This window comes from Pseudomonas sp., assembly GCF_041601375.1.
Taxonomy (GTDB): Bacteria; Pseudomonadota; Gammaproteobacteria; order Pseudomonadales; family Pseudomonadaceae; genus Aquipseudomonas.
On the sequence record NZ_JBFIIG010000032.1, the window covers coordinates 1 to 15,612 of the forward strand.

The 15,612-nt window shown below is 65.7% G+C and carries 14 protein-coding genes and 1 pseudogene; 7 read left to right on the top strand and 8 right to left on the bottom strand.

The window, feature by feature from the left end; translation table 11 throughout:
• Both ABZE94_RS06830 and ABZE94_RS06835 read right to left on the bottom strand, forming a co-directional pair.
• Positions 1-1,568 (bottom strand): penicillin acylase family protein (locus tag ABZE94_RS06830; protein WP_372874788.1); only part of this gene is annotated, 1,568 nt, incomplete at its 3' end.
• Positions 1,569-1,665: 97 nt separating this feature from the next.
• A complete protein-coding gene (locus tag ABZE94_RS06835) occupies positions 1,666-2,247 on the bottom strand; it encodes a DUF6436 domain-containing protein (RefSeq protein ID WP_372874789.1) in 582 nt (193 codons plus the stop codon).
• 124 nt (positions 2,248-2,371) lie between these two features.
• On the opposite strand from ABZE94_RS06835, the gene ABZE94_RS06840 reads away from it, so the two are divergent.
• Positions 2,372-3,304: an alpha/beta hydrolase gene (locus tag ABZE94_RS06840; RefSeq protein ID WP_372874790.1), complete on the top strand. Its 933-nt coding sequence runs from the start codon at positions 2,372-2,374 to the stop codon at positions 3,302-3,304.
• Between the two features lie 141 nt (positions 3,305-3,445).
• Here ABZE94_RS06840 and ABZE94_RS06845 read toward each other — a convergent pair whose 3' ends face one another.
• Entirely contained in the window at positions 3,446-4,213 is a 768-nt protein-coding gene (locus ABZE94_RS06845) for a hypothetical protein (protein ID WP_372874791.1), read from the bottom strand.
• A 77-nt stretch (positions 4,214-4,290) separates the two neighbouring features.
• Between ABZE94_RS06845 and ABZE94_RS06850 the strand changes: the two genes are divergently transcribed.
• The 3 genes and pseudogenes from ABZE94_RS06850 to ABZE94_RS06860 all read left to right on the top strand — a co-directional run.
• On the top strand, positions 4,291-4,923 hold the full coding sequence (locus tag ABZE94_RS06850) for a 2OG-Fe(II) oxygenase (protein ID WP_372874812.1): 633 nt from the start codon (positions 4,291-4,293) through the stop codon (positions 4,921-4,923).
• A 49-nt stretch (positions 4,924-4,972) separates the two neighbouring features.
• On the top strand, positions 4,973-5,461 hold the full coding sequence (locus tag ABZE94_RS06855; RefSeq protein WP_372874792.1) for a DUF523 domain-containing protein: 489 nt from the start codon (positions 4,973-4,975) through the stop codon (positions 5,459-5,461).
• A gap of 17 nt (positions 5,462-5,478) precedes the next feature.
• A pseudogene (locus tag ABZE94_RS06860) lies at positions 5,479-5,712 on the top strand (DUF4399 domain-containing protein); the annotation flags it as partial.
• 109 nt (positions 5,713-5,821) lie between these two features.
• Here the strand turns inward: ABZE94_RS06860 and gltS are convergent.
• Positions 5,822-7,042 (bottom strand): sodium/glutamate symporter, encoded by a 1,221-nt coding sequence (gene gltS, locus ABZE94_RS06865; protein WP_372874793.1) that lies wholly within the window; start codon positions 7,040-7,042, stop codon positions 5,822-5,824.
• A 192-nt stretch (positions 7,043-7,234) separates the two neighbouring features.
• Positions 7,235-8,464, bottom strand: a complete 1,230-nt coding sequence (gene serA, locus ABZE94_RS06870; RefSeq protein WP_372874794.1) for a phosphoglycerate dehydrogenase — start codon at positions 8,462-8,464, stop codon at positions 7,235-7,237.
• Positions 8,465-8,652: 188 nt separating this feature from the next.
• Here serA and ABZE94_RS06875 point away from each other — a divergent pair, with 188 nt between their 5' ends.
• From ABZE94_RS06875 to ABZE94_RS06885, 3 genes are all read left to right on the top strand, one after another.
• On the top strand, positions 8,653-10,047 hold the full coding sequence (locus ABZE94_RS06875) for an FAD-binding oxidoreductase (protein WP_372874795.1): 1,395 nt from the start codon (positions 8,653-8,655) through the stop codon (positions 10,045-10,047).
• Positions 10,048-10,137: 90 nt separating this feature from the next.
• A complete protein-coding gene (locus tag ABZE94_RS06880; protein WP_372874796.1) occupies positions 10,138-10,803 on the top strand; it encodes a fumarylacetoacetate hydrolase family protein in 666 nt (221 codons plus the stop codon).
• A gap of 102 nt (positions 10,804-10,905) precedes the next feature.
• A complete protein-coding gene (locus tag ABZE94_RS06885) occupies positions 10,906-11,874 on the top strand; it encodes an SdiA-regulated domain-containing protein (protein WP_372874797.1) in 969 nt (322 codons plus the stop codon).
• A 164-nt stretch (positions 11,875-12,038) separates the two neighbouring features.
• Here the strand turns inward: ABZE94_RS06885 and rpiA are convergent, their stop codons facing one another.
• The 3 genes from rpiA to ABZE94_RS06900 form a co-directional block, all read right to left on the bottom strand.
• The gene (gene rpiA / locus ABZE94_RS06890) at positions 12,039-12,710 is read right to left on the bottom strand and encodes a ribose-5-phosphate isomerase RpiA (protein ID WP_372874798.1); all 672 of its coding nucleotides are present in this window, start codon (positions 12,708-12,710) and stop codon (positions 12,039-12,041) included.
• A gap of 79 nt (positions 12,711-12,789) precedes the next feature.
• Complete coding sequence (preA, locus tag ABZE94_RS06895) at positions 12,790-14,064, bottom strand: NAD-dependent dihydropyrimidine dehydrogenase subunit PreA (RefSeq protein WP_372874799.1); 1,275 nt, start codon at positions 14,062-14,064, stop codon at positions 12,790-12,792.
• A complete protein-coding gene (locus ABZE94_RS06900; RefSeq protein WP_372874800.1) occupies positions 14,065-15,432 on the bottom strand; it encodes an NAD(P)-dependent oxidoreductase in 1,368 nt (455 codons plus the stop codon).
• Positions 15,433-15,612: the final 180 nt, after the last annotated feature.

Consider the following 15,612-nt stretch of genomic DNA (forward strand, 5'->3'; position numbering starts at 1 on the left):
CGCGGGTCGGCCAGGCGCTGGTCGAGGCGCTGGCCGCGATCGGCGAGGTTGTAATAGCCGGGAATCGCGATGCCGCTGGCGGCCTGCGGCTGGTAGTTGGCCGAGACGATGTAGCCGCGCGCCGGGTTTTCTTCCTGGGGGTTGGCGCTGAAGGGGTGGAAACCGTGCTTTTCGGCTTCACCACTGGCGCCGTCGAGGATGAAGCTCGGGTTGACCCCGGCCGGGCGGCGCACCAGCTTGGCCGCGGCCCACCAGCCGATGTCGCCGCCAGCGTTGGCCCAGATCACGTTGAGCCCCGGCGCTTCGATCTTCTCCACGGCGGCGCGGGCCTTGTCCAGGCTGTCGGCGCGGTTGAGCTGGTAGAAGCCGTCGAGGATCGGGTTGTCGGTGTGCACAAAGGCCCACCACATGGCGATGGGCATGGCGCCGACGCGGTCGCCGAGGGCGTCGTTGATCAGCGGGCCGTGGGGCGAGCGGCGCAGGGTCAGGGTCACCGGTTGCGCGTCTTTGACCGCGATCACCTCGGTGCGGCTGTGCAGGTCGACCCACTGACCGCGGTGCCGGACCTGGTTGGGGTTGTCCGGGTTGAGGGTTTCCGCGATCAGGTCGAGGTCGTCGTTCTGGAACATGGTCAGGCTCCAGGCGAAGTCGCGATTGTGGCCCAGCGAGGCGAGCGGATTGAGCGCCTGGTGATGGCCGTACAGTTCGAAGCCGGGATAGCTCAGGTGCGCCTCGTACCACACCGCCGGCACGGCGAAGCGGATGTGCGGGTCGCCGGCCAGCAGCGGTTTGCCGCTGGCGGTGCGGCTGCCGGACACCGCCCAGGCGTTGCTGCCCTCGAACTGCGGCAGGCCGGCATCCTCCAGCGCGGCCTGGCTGAGCCGGGCGATGGCGTTGAGGTCCTGCCAGTCGCCGGCCGCCAGGGGCTGGCCGATCACGCCCTGGGGGTGCCAGTCGAGGTCGAAGATCTTCAGGTAGTCGGCGCCCAGCTGGTCGCGCACCTGGGTCAGCAGCGGCTCGGTGCGCAGGGCGGCGGCGAAGCTGTAGGCCATGTAACCGGCGACGCTGATGGTGTCGGCCACGCTGAACGGCCGCTTCTGGATGCCCAGCAGGTCGAACTCCAGCGGCGCCGGGCGGCTGGCCTGAAACTGGTTGATACCGTCCAGGTAGGCCAGCAGGGCCTGACTCGCCGGGCGCTGCAGGTCCAGCTTCTGCGCGTAGGCGTCGGCATGCGCGCGGATGCCCAGGGTGCGGAACAGCCGGTCGGTGTCGATCAGTTTGGCGCCGAGCACTTCGGCCAACTCGCCTCGGGCCAGACGGCGCAGCATCTCCATCTGGAACAGCCGATCCTGGGCATGCACGAAGCCGAGGGCGCGGTACATATCGCTCTCATGCGCGGCCTGGATATGCGGCACGCCGCGCTCGTCGTAACGCACTTTGACCGGCGCCTGCAGGCCGCCGAGCGTCAGCTCGCCGCCACGCCGCGGCTGCTTGCTGTCGACGTGCCAGGCGCCGCCGATGGCGACGGCAGCGAGGAGCAGCACGAGGAGGATGAGGATGCGTTTCATGGGGTCTTCCTTGGCAAGTCGGCGCCCGACATTGTGCGTGGCGGCGGGGACGGCGGCCAGCGCGGGGTGAGGCCAGGCGCTGTCGCGCTGCTTTGAATCAGTCGCCAGGCTCCGTCGGCCACTGGCAGAAGCAGCCCACCGCCATGGTGTTGCTGGCGTTGACCGGGCGCCCGGCGCTCAGGGCCTCGAGGATCGGCTCGATGAAACTGTTGCTCGAGTTGCAGGTAAGGCCTTCGCTGTAGGGGCCGAAATAGGCCAGCTGGCCCTGTCGGTCCCAGATCGCCACCGCCGGGCTGGCGGGTATGCCGGCGCTGCCGGGGAGCGGGGCGAGGGCCTGCATGGCGCTCAGGGTGGCCGGTAGCTGGCCCTTGCTGCCGGGCTTCTGCACAGCATGGAAGCGCACGCCGAGGGGGGCGAAGTGTTCGATCAGTTCGGCCAGGTGTTGCTGGTTGCCGATGTTGCACGGGCAGGCCGGGTCCCAGAAATGCACCAGGCGAATCGGCCCGGGGCCGGCCAGCTCGGCGGGCAGGCGCAGTTCATCGCCGGAGAACAGCGCAGCCTGCTGGTCGAAGCTGCGCACATAGCGCGCCTCGAACCACCAGAAGGCGGCGAGCATGGCGGCTATCCAGAGCAGCGCGATGAGGCTGACGAGCAGGGTCTTGCGGCTGGGGCGGGACATGGCACGATCGGCAGGTAAACGGACGCATAGCTTGCCATGACCTGCCGGGCAGCAGAATATCTTTAATCGGCCGTGTGGTTGCCTATGCCCCGCGGGAAGTCCGCCTGCTTTGATGGAACGCTTTATGCCAGAACGTTTTCAGCCCTCCGACCTGGTCGCCAGTCTGCGACCCTTGGCCGCCGCGACGGCGGTCCTGCCGCATGAGGAGGCGTACCGGCGCTTCTACGGTTTCGAGGGGCTACCGACCGAGGGCAGTCTGCTGGGCTATTTTCAGGTCGGCGCTTACCGGATTGCCGCCCAGGTCTGGTGGCCGCGGGAGCCGCGGGGCACCTTGTTGTTGCTGCACGGCTATTACGATCACAGCGGCCTGTTTCGCCACGTGATCGAGTGGGCGCTCGGCATGGGCTTTGCCGTGCTGGCGGTCGACTTGCCGGGGCACGGCCTGTCCAGCGGTGCGCGCGCCAGCATCGACGACTTCGCCGAGTATCAGCTGGTGTTGCAGGGCGCGCTGGAGCAGGCCGCGGCCCTCGATTTGCCGCAGCCCTGGCACCTGTGTGGGCAAAGCACCGGCGGCGCCATCCTGATCGACTATCTGTTGACCGGCAAACCCGCGGCCGAGGTGGGCGAAGCGATTCTGCTGGCGCCGCTGGTGCGGCCACGGGCCTGGGCCTGGTCGCAGTTGAGCTATCGCCTGCTGAAGCCCTTTGTCCGCGAGATTCCACGGCGTTTCAGCGACAACTCGAGCGACCCCGAGTTTATCGACTTCGTCCTCAACCGCGACCCGTTGCAGGCGCGCAGCCTGCCAACCGCCTGGGTCGGCGCCTTGAGTCAATGGGTGCCGCGGATCGAGGGGGCGGCCCGCAGCCTGCGCAGCCCGCTGATCGTCCAGGGCGAAGCGGACATGACCGTGGACTGGCCGCACAACCTGGACATCTTGCAGGACAAGTTCGCCGCGCCGGAGATTCTGCGCCTGGCCGAGGCGCGCCATCACCTGGCCAACGAATCGCCGGCCCTGCGTCAGCGCTATTTCGATTTTCTCCGCGAGCGCCTGGCCTGATTCCCCCTGCTACGTGTTGCACGGGTGGCCCCTGTAGGAGCGGCTTTAGCCGCGAATTCTTCGATGCACAGCACAGCTTCGCGGCTGAAGCGGAACGCCGCGTAACCCAACGCAAGGTCATGAGCCGCGCCGCGATTTGCGTCAGATCCCCTGCGGCGCTGGCGCCAGGTTGGCGCTGCTCTGGCCGACCGCCAGGCCGGCGCGGATCGCCACCAGGGCGGCCTGGTAATAAGCCTGACCTTCTGCCGATTGGGCGAAGCTGACGAATTCTTCCAGCTCAGGATCGGACAGTTCGCGGTAGACGTGCAGCAGGGTGTTGTCCAGGTCCGCGCCGATCTGTTCGATCAGGCGCTGGCGCTGGGTGTTGAGCAGCCCCTGCGCGCTATCACCGCCGAACAGGCCGGGAAGCATCTGGCTGAGGCTGTCGGCCGCGACCCCGGCCAGGGCCAGGCTGACTTCGGCGCCGGCCTCCTTGGCCGGCAGCGCCTGGGCCAGGTGGCGGATCAGCAGGCGCCGGGTGGCGCTGGCGTCGATCCGCGGCAAGCCATCGGCATACAGGGCCAACTGGTCGCGGCGGGTGGCGAGTTGTTCGGCGGCGACCACCTTGCGCCCCAGTTCCGACTGGAAGAACTGCAGGGCGGGCAGCGGGTCGGCGAGGTTTTGCCGCAGGCTCTGCTGGGCGCGTTGATCGATCGCCAGCGGGGCAAAGCGCTGGTTGCTGTTGTTCACCAGCGCCTCATACAGTGCTGGCGGCAGGCTGCTGCGATAGCGCGCCTGCGCGGCGCTCAGGGCATCGTTGAAATGCGCGCGTTGCTGCGGCCAGCCGGCGGCCTGGTAGAGCTGAACTTGCGCATCTGCCAGGCTGGGGAGGCTGAGGAACAACAGTAAAACGATGGATAGGACGCGCATACAGACTCCTGTCTAGCGGGCAGCTATTTTCGATGGCTTGGCGACGCTTGTCGAGGCATAGCCAGCAGACTGATAGAATCGCCGGCATGCCTATTCCAACTGATTCCACACTGTTAAAGCGCATCGTCGACGACCTGGCCGAACAGGGCTGGTCGTTGCAACCCGTGTTCGCTCCACAGACTCTGACCCTCGAACTGGCCGATGAGTGCCGCAAACGTGCCGCGCAGGGTGATTTAACCCCCGCCAGCATCGGCCGTGGCTCCGGCCAGGAAGTCCGCGAAGGGGTGCGCGGCGACCGTATTCAATGGCTGGATACTGGCTTGTCGGCGGCTTGCGACCAGTATCTGGCGCTGATGGACGGGTTGCGTCAGGCGCTCAATCGCGAGCTCTACCTGGGCCTGGAAGACTACGAGTGCCATTTCGCCTGGTACCCGCCCGGTGCCTTCTATCAGAAACATCTCGATCGCTTCCGCGATGACGACCGCCGTGCGGTGTCGGCCGTGTTCTATCTCAACCCGGACTGGCAGCCCGAGCAGGGCGGCGCCTTGCGCCTGTATCTGGCGGACGAGACGACGCGCGATGTGCAGCCAGAGGCCGGCAGCCTGCTGGTGTTCCTTTCCGCCGACCTGCCCCATGAGGTGTTGCCGGCCAGCCGCGAGCGCTTGTCGCTGACCGGCTGGTTCCGCCGCCGCGGCGACGGCCCGCTGTAGAGCAAGTGGTGGCAGGCTGCGCCCTTCAAGCAGCGGCCCCGGAGGATATATGCAGAAGATTCTGGTCAGTCGCTGTCTGCTCGGTCATCCCGTGCGCTATGACGGTGGCGCCCACGGCCCCTTCGATCTGCTCCTGCGTTGGCAGGCCGAGGGCCGGGTGGTGGCGCTCTGCCCGGAAGTCGCCGGCGGCTTGCCAACGCCGCGGCCGGCGGCGGAAATCCCCTCAGGCCAGGGCGCGCAGGTGCTCGACGGCCTATTGCCGGTACGGACCATCGATGGCGATGAGGTCACGGCGGCCTTCGTCGCTGGCGCCGAACAGGCCCTGAGCCTGGTCCGGCAGCACGGCATCCGTCTGGCGCTGCTCAAGGCGCGCAGCCCGTCGTGCGGCAACCGCGAGAACTACGACGGCAGCTTCAGCGGTGTGAAAGTCGCCGGCGAAGGCGTTACCGCCGCCGCCCTGCGCCGTGCCGGGGTACTGGTTTTCAGCGAGGAAGAACTGCCCGCCGCCGCCGCGGCGTTGCGCGAGTTGGAAGCCTAAGCTGGCGATAAGCCGCGGGTGAGGGAGGGACTTTAGCCGCGCCAGCCGGCACGGGTCATCACCATCTGCTGGTGGATGTCGCCGAGCTGCCGGCGAACGACAACATCCGCCACTTTGGCAAGGGCCAGACCGAGACCGAGCTGAGCCTGCCGCCGGGCCAGCACAGGCTGCAGCTGCTGGTCGGCGACAAGCGCCATGTGCCGCTCGAGCCGCCGGGCATGTCGCAGCAGATCAGCGTCACGCTTCAGTAACGCGGGGCGACCCGGCTGCTCCGCCTGACTGGCGCATAGCCACGGAAGGACTCATTGCGGCTTTTGGCAGCGGCGCGATGCGCCCTTTTCACCGCTGGCTGAGACCTGCTCAGCCAGCGCCGCTGAACCAGCTAAAGCCCAACAACAGCTGCACCAGGGTGGCGTTGGCGATATCGATGAAAAAGGCCCCGAGCAACGGGATCACCAGGTAGGCCTTGGGGCTGGGGCCGAAGCGGCTGGTCAGGGCGTTCATGTTGGCGATACCCACCGGCGTGGCGCCCAGGCCCATGCCGATAAAACCGGCGCAGATGCAGGCGGCGTCGTAGTCGCGGCCCAGCAGGGGAAAAACCAGCCACACACTGAACAGGGCGATCACCGCGGCCTGAATCAGCATCACCAGGCTGATCATGCCCAGCGCGCCCTGCAGGGACAGCAGCGGCAGGCTGATCAGGCTCATGCCGAGGAACAGTTGCAGGCTCAGGTCACCCATCAACTGGATCGGTCGTTGATCCACCTCGATCTTGCACAGCTCCAAACCATTGGTCAGCAGGATCCCGAGGAACATGGCGGTGAGAAAGGCCGGCAAGCGTGTTCCCAGCGCGGCCAGCCAGTCATACACGGCCGCGCCCAGGGCAAAGCACAGGGCCATCAGCAGCACCGCGGTCAGCAGGCTATTGAGGTCGATCAGGTAGGTGGTGCGTGTGCCGACTTCGATGTGCGGCAGTTCAGGCTCGCGGAGAGCGGACGATAGTCGGTGCCGGCGGATCAGGAAGGCCGCGACCGGACCGCCGATCAGGCCACCGCTGATCAGCCCGACGGTGGCGAAGGTCATGCCCAGGGTGCTGGCATTCGCCAGGCCGAAGTGTTGTTCGAACAGCACCCCCCAGGTAAGCGCTGTGCCGTGGCCGCCGGCCAGGGAAATGCTGCCACCAATCAGGCCGTAGAGCGGACTTTCACCGGCCAGCATGGCCAGCGCCGTGCCGGTGAGGTTCTGGAACAGCAGGAACACCACGGCCAGGCCCAGCATCACTGCCAGTGCCTTGCCGCCCTCAAGCATCTGGCACAGCTTGGCGGACAGGCCGATGGTGCTGAAGAAGCCGATCAGTAGCAGGTCACGCAGTTGCAGGTCGAAGCGGATTTGCCAGCCGCTGGTCAACTCAATGAGTGCGACCAGGGCGCTGATCAGCAAGCCGCCGCTCACCGCAGGCGGAATGTTGTAGCGATTGAATACGCTGATTTTTTGGTTTATGCGATAGCCCAGCCACAATGCGACTATCGCCAGCGCCAGGGTGGTTGCGGTGTTGACCAGGATAATCGGAGAAACTGGCATGGGCTGCCCTTGAGTGCGCGGCGCTCATGGCCTGGCGGTGACTCGCGCTCACGCACGAGCCTGTCGTGGGGGCGCTCGATTGCAAGATGACCACTCCAAGCGCTCATCCAGCCCCCTCAAGCTTAGTCAGGACCAAACGCGGCGCCAAAAAAAGGGAGGCCTGAGCCTCCCTTGTGCACTGTCGATGCAGCGTTAGAACAGTACGCGGCTGCGGATGGTGCCTTTGACGTCTTGCAGTTTTTCCAGCGCCAGGTCGGAGTACTCGGCGTCGACGTCGATTACCACATAGCCGACCTTGTCGTTGGTCTGCAGGAACTGACCGGAGATGTTGATGGCGTTTTCGGCGAACACCTTGTTGATCTCGCTCATCACGCCCGGCACGTTCTGGTGAATATGCAGCAGGCGGTGCTTGCCCGGGTGCGCCGGCAGGGCGACTTCGGGGAAGTTGACCGAGGACACCGAAGTGCCGTTGTCGCTGTACTTGACCAGCTTCTCGGCCACTTCCAGGCCGATATTGGCCTGCGCCTCGGCGGTGGAACCGCCGATGTGCGGAGTCAGGATCACCCGATCCAGGCCGCGCAGCGGGCTTTCGAACTCTTCGTCGTTGGACTTGGGCTCGACCGGGAACACGTCGATGGCGGCGCCGATCAGGTGTTCGTCCTTGATCGCGGCGGCCAGGTGTTCCAGCTCGACCACGGTGCCGCGAGCGGCGTTGATCAGGATGCCGCCCTTCTTCATGGCACGGATTTCCTTCTCGCCGATCATCCACTGGGTGGACGGCAGTTCCGGCACATGCAGCGAGATGATGTCGCACAGGCCCAGCAGGTCGTGCAGCTTGGCGATCTGGGTGGCGTTGCCCAGCGGCAGCTTGGTCACCACGTCGTAGAAGAACACCTGCATGCCGAGGGATTCGGCCAGGACCGAGAGCTGGGTGCCGATCGAGCCGTAGCCGACGATGCCGAGCTTCTTGCCGCGGATCTCGAAGGAGTTGGCCGCGCTCTTGATCCAGCCACCGCGGTGGCAGGAGGCGTTCTTCTCGGGGATGCCGCGCAGCAGCAGGATGGCCTGGGCCAGCACCAGCTCGGCCACCGAGCGGGTATTGGAATAGGGCGCGTTGAACACCGCGATGCCGCGCTCGCGGGCGGCGTCCAGGTTGACCTGGTTGGTGCCGATGCAGAAGCAGCCGACGGCGACCAGCTTGTTCGCGCAGTCGAAGACATCGGCGGTCAGCTGGGTACGCGAGCGGATGCCGATGAAATGCGCCTCGGCGATCTTCTCTTTCAGATCACCGTCGGACAGCGCGCCCTTGTGGTACTCGATGTTGGTGTAGCCGGCAGCCTTCAGGGTGTCCACGGCATTCTGGTGGACGCCTTCGAGAAGAAGGAACTTGATCTTGCTCTTGTCGAGAGAGGTCTTGCTCATCGGAGTACCTGTTGTCCCACAAATAGTGATCAGGGAAAGAGCCAGCGGCGTTGCTGACCGGGCCCCCGCAGATCGGCGCGGGAGCACGATTAACGGGGTGCGTATGCTAGCATGATCTTCTTTTTCCATGCTCGGTTGCGACCTGAATGGTTCTCAGGGCGACCATGAATTGTTTGAGAGTTCACTTGATGACTACTGCTGCCCTGATCGAAGAGCTGAAGACCCTGGTTGAGCCCGGCAAGGTGCTGACCGACGCCGATTCCCTCACCGCCTACGGCAAGGATTGGACCAAGCACTTCGCCCCGGCCCCCTGCGCCATCGTCTTTCCCAAGAGCATCGAGCAGGTGCAGGCCATCGTCCGCTGGGCCAACCAGCACAGGGTCGCCCTGGTGCCTTCGGGCGGGCGCACCGGGCTGTCGGCCGCGGCGGTTGCGGCCAACGGCGAAGTGGTGGTGGCCTTCGATTACATGAACCAGGTACTCGCCTTCAACGAGTTCGACCGTACCGCGGTCTGCCAGCCGGGCGTGGTGACCAAGCAGCTGCAGCTGTTCGCCGAGGAGCAGGGGCTGTACTACCCGGTGGATTTCGCCTCCAGCGGCTCGAGCCAGCTGGGCGGCAATATCGGCACCAATGCCGGCGGGATCAAGGTGATCCGCTACGGGCTGACCCGCAACTGGGTGGCCGGCCTCAAGGTCGTCACCGGTACCGGCGAGTTGCTGGAGCTGAACAAGGACCTGATCAAGAACGCCACCGGCTACGACCTGCGCCAGCTGTTCATCGGCGCCGAAGGCACCCTCGGCTTCGTCGTGGAAGCGACCATGCGCCTCGACCGTGCGCCGCAGAACCTCACTGCCATGGTCCTTGGCGCCGCCGATTTCGACTCGATCATGCCGGTGCTGCACGCCTTCCAGAGCAAGCTCGACCTGACCGCCTTCGAGTTCTTCTCCGACAAGGCCCTGGCCAAGGTCGTCGGCCGCGGCGACGTGCCGGCGCCGTTCGAGACCGAGTGCCCGTTCTATGCGCTGCTGGAGTTCGAGGCCAGCAGCGAGCAGGTGGCCGAAGCGGCCCTGGCGACCTTCGAGCATTGCGTCGAGCAGGGCTGGGTGCTCGACGGCGTGATGAGCCAGAGTGAACAGCAGCTGCAGAATCTGTGGAAGCTGCGCGAATACATCTCCGAGACCATCAGCCACTGGACCCCGTACAAGAACGACATCTCGGTCACTGTGGCGAAAGTGCCGGCCTTCTTGCACGATATCGACGCCATCGTCGCTGAACACTACCCGGACTTCGAGATCGTCTGGTTCGGTCACATCGGTGACGGCAATCTGCACCTGAACATCCTCAAGCCGGAAAATCTGTCCAAGGACGAGTTCTTCGCCAAGTGCGCGACGGTCAACAAGTGGGTGTTCGAGACCGTACTGAAGTACAAGGGCTCGATCAGCGCCGAACATGGCGTCGGCATGACCAAGCGCGATTACCTGCATTACAGCCGCACCGAGGCGGAAATCGGCTACATGAAGGCGATCAAGGCGGTGTTCGATCCGAACGGCATCATGAATCCCGGCAAGATCTTCCCGGTGTGATTCCGTAGGGTGCGCCGTGCGCACCAGAGATCCCATACAGAACATGCTGTGGTGCGCACGGCGCACCCTACCGACCTCAAGGAGTCTGTGATGAGTTACCAGCACCAGTATGTCGACGGCACCCATATCCACTTTCCCATGGGCAAGGTGGTGTGCATCGGCCGCAACTACGCCGAGCACGCCAAGGAGCTGAATAACCCGGTGCCCAGCGAGCCGCTGCTGTTCATCAAGGCCGGCAGCTGTGTGGTGCCGCTGGACGATGGCTTCGCCATTCCCGCCGAGCGAGGTGCGGTGCATTACGAGGCGGAGATCGCCGTGCTGATCGGCAAGCCGTTGTCGCGCACACCGAATGCCGAAGAAGTGCTGGATGCCATTTCCGGCTTCGCCCCGGCCCTCGACCTGACCCTGCGCGACCTGCAGGCCAAGCTCAAGGACAAGGGCTACCCCTGGGAAATCGCCAAGTCCTTCGATGGCGCCTGCGTGCTGGCGCCCTTCGTGCCGGGCGACGCGCTGGAGGACCTGAGCGATATCGGCATCCGCCTGACGATCAACGGCGAAGTGCGTCAGGACGGCAACAGCCGCGACATGCTCAACCCGATCCTGCCGATGATCCAGCACATCGCCGGTCACTTCAGCCTGCAGCCGGGCGACGTCATCCTCACCGGTACGCCGGTTGGGGTCGGCCCGCTGCACAAGGGCGACGAGCTGGCGCTGGAGCTGGTCGGCCACTCGCGCTTCGTCAGCCGCGTGCTATAAAGGCGCATTCCTGCTGGGCGCCTGGAGGCGCCCCCCATCGGTAATCGAACCTTAAGCCTTGGTCGCTAGTCTGACGGCCATGGTCGTCTCGAGTCGTCGCCGATGTCAGTCCCGTTCCTGCGTTTCATCCGCCCGCGCCATGTGCTCCTGCTGTCCCTGGTGGTTGCCACGGCGCTGCTGGTCGACATTCTGCGCCTGGACGAGCGCGCCTGGTTCTGGCTCGAGGAAGGCCGGCGCAGTGCTGCCGAGCAGCAGGCGAGCATCTGGCTGCCGGGCTATCGGGTGGTGGTGCAGGGCCGGTCGCTGACCGGCCTGGAGCGGGACGAAACCTCAGGGCTGACCTACAGCCCCGCCAGCGACACCCTGTTCGCCGTGACCGGCAAGAACCCGCAGCTGGTGGAGTTGGCGCTGGACGGCGAGGTGCTGCGGCGCATTCCGCTGCATGGCTTTTCCGATCCAGAGGGGGTCGAGGTCATCGCCGACGGACGCCTGGCGATCATCGATGAGCGTCGGCGCAGCTTGACGACGTTCAGTATCGACGCCGACACCCTGAGCCTGGATGCCGGGGACTTTCCGTCGTTCGACCTGGGCTTTGCCGATTCCGGCAACAAGGGCTTCGAGGGGATTGCCTGGGACTCGCTCAATCAGCGTCTGCTGCTCGGCAAGGAACGCGGCCCGCTGGGGCTGTTCAGCTTGCCGTTTCCCGGCGAGGACGGCGCCGCCGGGACGCTGCAGGCCTTGCCCTCGAAGCGCGCGTTCGTGCGCGATATCTCGTCGTTGAGTTTCGATGCGCGCAGCGGTCACACCCTGGTGCTGTCCGACGAGTCGCGTCTGCTGCTGGAACTGGATGGCCAGGGGCAGCCGGTCAGCTTCATCAGCCTGATCGGCGGTCTCAACGGCCTGCACCAGAGCATCAAGCAGGCCGAAGGCGTGACCATGGATGCGGCGGGCAATATCTATATCGTCGGCGAACCCAACCTGCTCTATGTGTTCAGCAAGGACGCGCCGGTGGAGCTGCCCGCGCAGGTCGATCGAGAGGCTCGGCGCCCTCGAGCAACCCGCAATCCCTAGGGTTATACGCGCCGCAGGCAGGGCGGCAGGTTGATCGGCGCGGCGCAAATCCTGGCGGGTTGTCGCTGCGCTCCGAAGCCGCCCTACTCGCAGGCAGTGCAACCTGGTTCAGTGGTGCGGCGTCAATCCAGCTCCCTTAGGTATCCAGCCAGAGCGCCCAGTGCTCAGCGGGTCAGGGTTTTCACCCCGTCGGTCGTGCCGAGCAGCAGCACGTCTGCCGGGCGGGCGGCGAACAGGCCATTGGTGACCACGCCGACGATGTTGTTGATCTGCGCTTCCAGTTCGCGCGGGTTGACGATGGACAGGTTGTAGACGTCGAGGATCTGGTTGCCGTTGTCGGTGCTCACGCCCTCGCGGTACACCGGGTCGCCCCCGAGCTTGACCAGTTCGCGGGCGACATGGCTGCGCGCCATCGGAATCACTTCGACCGGCAGCGGGAAGGCGCCGAGCACCGGCACCAGCTTGCTGGCGTCGGCGATGCAGATGAAGGTCTTGGCCACGGCGGCGACAATTTTCTCGCGGGTCAGGGCGGCGCCGCCGCCCTTGATCAGGTTGAGGTGCTCGTCGCTTTCATCGGCGCCATCGACATAGAACTCCAGGTCGCTGACGGTATTCAGTTCGTAGACCGGAATACCATGGCCTTTCAGGCGCTCGGCAGTGGCTTCTGAGCTGGCCACGGCGCCGTCGAACTCGGCCTTGTGCCGGGCCAATGCATCGATAAAGCAGTTGGCCGTGGAGCCGGTGCCGACCCCGACGACGCTCTTGGCGTCGAGCTGGGGGAGGATGAAGTCGACGGCAGCCTGGGCGACTGCTTGCTTGAGTTGATCCTGGTTCATCGCGGTCTGTGCCTGGGTGGAGTTGGAAGGCGCGAATTATAGCCGCATGTGGCTGAAATCCTCGCCTTCCGCACGACGTCTACGAGGCTTCGCGATACGGGTTGCGCGGATCGTGCAGCCAGTCGAGGAACGGCTTGCCGGTGTCCTGCGCCACCATCTCGATGCAGTTCTCGACCGGACAGGTGATCTGGCACAGGTTGCAGCCCACGCATTCGGCGTCGATTACCTCGTATTTGTGGGTGCCGTCGGCCTGCTTGAGGCTGGCGATGGCCTGGTGCGCAGTGTCTTCGCAGGCGATGTGGCAGCGACCGCAGCCGATGCAGGCGTCCTGGTCGATCTTGGCGATCACCTGGTAGTTGATGTCCAGGTACTTCCAGTCGGTGGTGTTGCCCACCGCGCGGCCGGAAAAGTCCTTGAGGCTGACATAGCCCTGGCTGTCCATCCAGCGCGACAGGCCGTCCTGCATCTCCTCGACGATGCGAAAGCCGTGCAGCATGGCGGCGGTGCACACCTGCACCGCGCCGCAGCCGAGCGCCACGAACTCGGCCGCGTCGCGCCAGCTGCCGATGCCGCCGATGCCGCAGATCGGCAGGCCACGGGTCTCGGGGTCGCGGGCGATCTCGGCGACCATGTTCAGCGCGATCGGCTTGACCGCCGAGCCGCAGTAGCCGCCGTGGGTGCTCTGGCTGCCGACGATGGGGTTGGCGACCATGCGCTCCAGGTTGACGCTGGTGATCGAGTTGATGGTGTTGATCAGCGACACCGCATCGGCCCCGCCGCGGTAGGCGGCGCGGGCGGCCAGGCGTATGTCGGTGATGTTCGGCGTGAGTTTGACGATCACCGGCAGCGAGCTGTAGGTCTTGCACCAGCGGGTGACTCGTTCGACGTATTCCGGCACCTGGCCGACCGCCGCGCCCATGCCGCGCTCGGGCATGCCGTGGGGGCAGCCGAAGTTCAGTTCGATGCCGTCGCAGCCGGTGGCCTCCACCAGTGGCAGGATGGCCTTCCAGGACTCCTCGACGCAGGGCACCATCAGCGAGACGATCATGGCGCGGTCCGGCCAGTCCTTCTTCACCTGGGTGATTTCGCGCAGGTTGATTTCCAGCGAGCGGTCGGTGATCAGCTCGATATTGTTGAAGCCGAGCACCTCGCGGTTGGCGCCGAAGTGCGCCGAGTAGCGCGACGACACGTTGACCGCTGCCGGGTCTTCGCCGAGGGTCTTCCAGACCACGCCGCCCCAGCCGGCCTCGAAGGCGCGAACCACGTTGTAGGCCTTGTCGGTCGGCGGCGCGCTGGCCAGCCAGAACGGGTTGGGTGCCTTGATACCGGCGAATTCGATGGATAGGTCAGCCATTTATGCGGCCTCCACGGTGAGCGTGAGGTGGGAGTGGATGGCCTCGGCGGCCAGCTTGCCGTGTTGCACGGCCTGGACGGTGAGGTCCTGGCCCAGCGCCGTGCAGTCGCCGCCGGCGTAGATGCCGGGCACGCTGGTTTGCAGCTGGGCATCGACCCAGATGCGCTCGCCGTCGCGCTGCAGTTCGCGGGCCAGCGGATCGGCCAGGGCGCTGGCGTCGAAGGCCTGGCCGATGGCGCTGAAGATGGCGTCGGCGGCCAGTTCGAAGGTCTCGCCGGTGGGCAGCAGGCGGCCGTCGACCTGCCGGGTGCGGGCGAAGCGCATGCCGCGCACCTGACCCTGATCGTCGAGCAGCACCTGCTCGGGCTGTGCCCAGGTCAGCAGGCGCACCTGGTTGGCCTTAGCGATGGCCTGTTCGTGCTCGGTGGCGCCCATTTCCTCGAAGCCGCGGCGGTAGACCAGATTGACGTCGTGAGCGCCGAGCTTGCTCATCTGCACCGCCATGTCGATGGCGGTATTGCCGGCGCCGAGGACGATGCAGCGCTCGGCCAGCGGCAGCTGGCTGAGATCGTCGGCCTGGCGCAGCTCGCGGATGTAGTCGGTGGCGGCGAGCAGCCCCGGTGCCTCTTCGCCCGGCAGGCCGAGGCGCTTGCTGGCGGCCAGACCGATGGCGAGGAACACCGCATCGAACTGCTGGTGCAGCTCGGACAGGCTCAGGTCATCGCCGAGTTTGTGGCCGTGGCGGATCTCGATGCCGCCGATCTGCAGGAGAAACTCCAGTTCGCGCTGGGCGAAATCGTCCACCAGTTTGTACTTGGCGATGCCGTATTCGTTGAGGCCGCCGGCTTTCTCGCGCGCCTCGAAGATCACCACCTCGTGGCCATGCATGGCCAGGCGATGGGCGCAGGACAGCCCCGCCGGGCCGGCACCGACCACGGCGATGCGCTTGCCACTGGCCGCGGCGCGCTGGAACGGGTGTTCGCTGAACTGCGCGTTGTCGAGGGCATAGCGTTGCAGCAGGCCGATCAGTACCGGCGCGCATTCCTGCGCATTGTTGCGCACGCAGGCCTGCTGGCAGAGGATTTCGGTGGGGCAGACGCGGGCGCAACTACCGCCGAGAATATTCGCCGAGAGGATCTTCTTGGCGGCGCCCTGGACGTTTTCGTGGCTGATATTGCGGATGAACGAGGGGATGTCGATCTCGCTCGGGCAGGCGTTGATGCAGGGCGCATCGTAGCAATACAGGCAGCGCGCGCTTTCCAGGGCGGCCTGGCGGGCGGTGAGCGGCGGGGCCAGATCGGCGAAGCGATCGGCCAGTTCGGCCGCGCCGGCAGGCGGTCGCGGCAGGTGGCTGAGGGTGTCTGTCACGGTTGTTGTCTCCCGGTTTTGTGGCTCTTATTGGGCAGTGAACAGCGGATAAGCGGCCGTCCGGCCTCTGTGGGCCGGTGCGGCGAAGTACTTTTGTGGCGCCTATATAGGAGCGGCCGGGCGCTGTTCCGCTTCAGTCGCGAAGAATGTCGGAGGCCTGAGATCCTTCGCGGACAAGTC

What these genes read in the sequence shown, in the direction of transcription:
- ABZE94_RS06835 (WP_372874789.1), bottom strand. Translation starts at nt 2,247, where the DNA reads ATGTCCCGCCCCAGCCGCAAGACCCTGCTCGTCAGCCTCATCGCGCTG.
- ABZE94_RS06840 (WP_372874790.1), top strand. Translation starts at nt 2,372, where the DNA reads ATGCCAGAACGTTTTCAGCCCTCCGACCTGGTCGCCAGTCTGCGACCC.
- ABZE94_RS06845 (WP_372874791.1), bottom strand. Translation starts at nt 4,213, where the DNA reads ATGCGCGTCCTATCCATCGTTTTACTGTTGTTCCTCAGCCTCCCCAGC.
- ABZE94_RS06855 (WP_372874792.1), top strand. Translation starts at nt 4,973, where the DNA reads ATGCAGAAGATTCTGGTCAGTCGCTGTCTGCTCGGTCATCCCGTGCGC.
- gltS (WP_372874793.1), bottom strand. Translation starts at nt 7,042, where the DNA reads ATGCCAGTTTCTCCGATTATCCTGGTCAACACCGCAACCACCCTGGCG.
- serA (WP_372874794.1), bottom strand. Translation starts at nt 8,464, where the DNA reads ATGAGCAAGACCTCTCTCGACAAGAGCAAGATCAAGTTCCTTCTTCTC.
- ABZE94_RS06875 (WP_372874795.1), top strand. Translation starts at nt 8,653, where the DNA reads ATGACTACTGCTGCCCTGATCGAAGAGCTGAAGACCCTGGTTGAGCCC.
- ABZE94_RS06880 (WP_372874796.1), top strand. Translation starts at nt 10,138, where the DNA reads ATGAGTTACCAGCACCAGTATGTCGACGGCACCCATATCCACTTTCCC.
- ABZE94_RS06885 (WP_372874797.1), top strand. Translation starts at nt 10,906, where the DNA reads ATGTCAGTCCCGTTCCTGCGTTTCATCCGCCCGCGCCATGTGCTCCTG.
- rpiA (WP_372874798.1), bottom strand. Translation starts at nt 12,710, where the DNA reads ATGAACCAGGATCAACTCAAGCAAGCAGTCGCCCAGGCTGCCGTCGAC.
- preA (WP_372874799.1), bottom strand. Translation starts at nt 14,064, where the DNA reads ATGGCTGACCTATCCATCGAATTCGCCGGTATCAAGGCACCCAACCCG.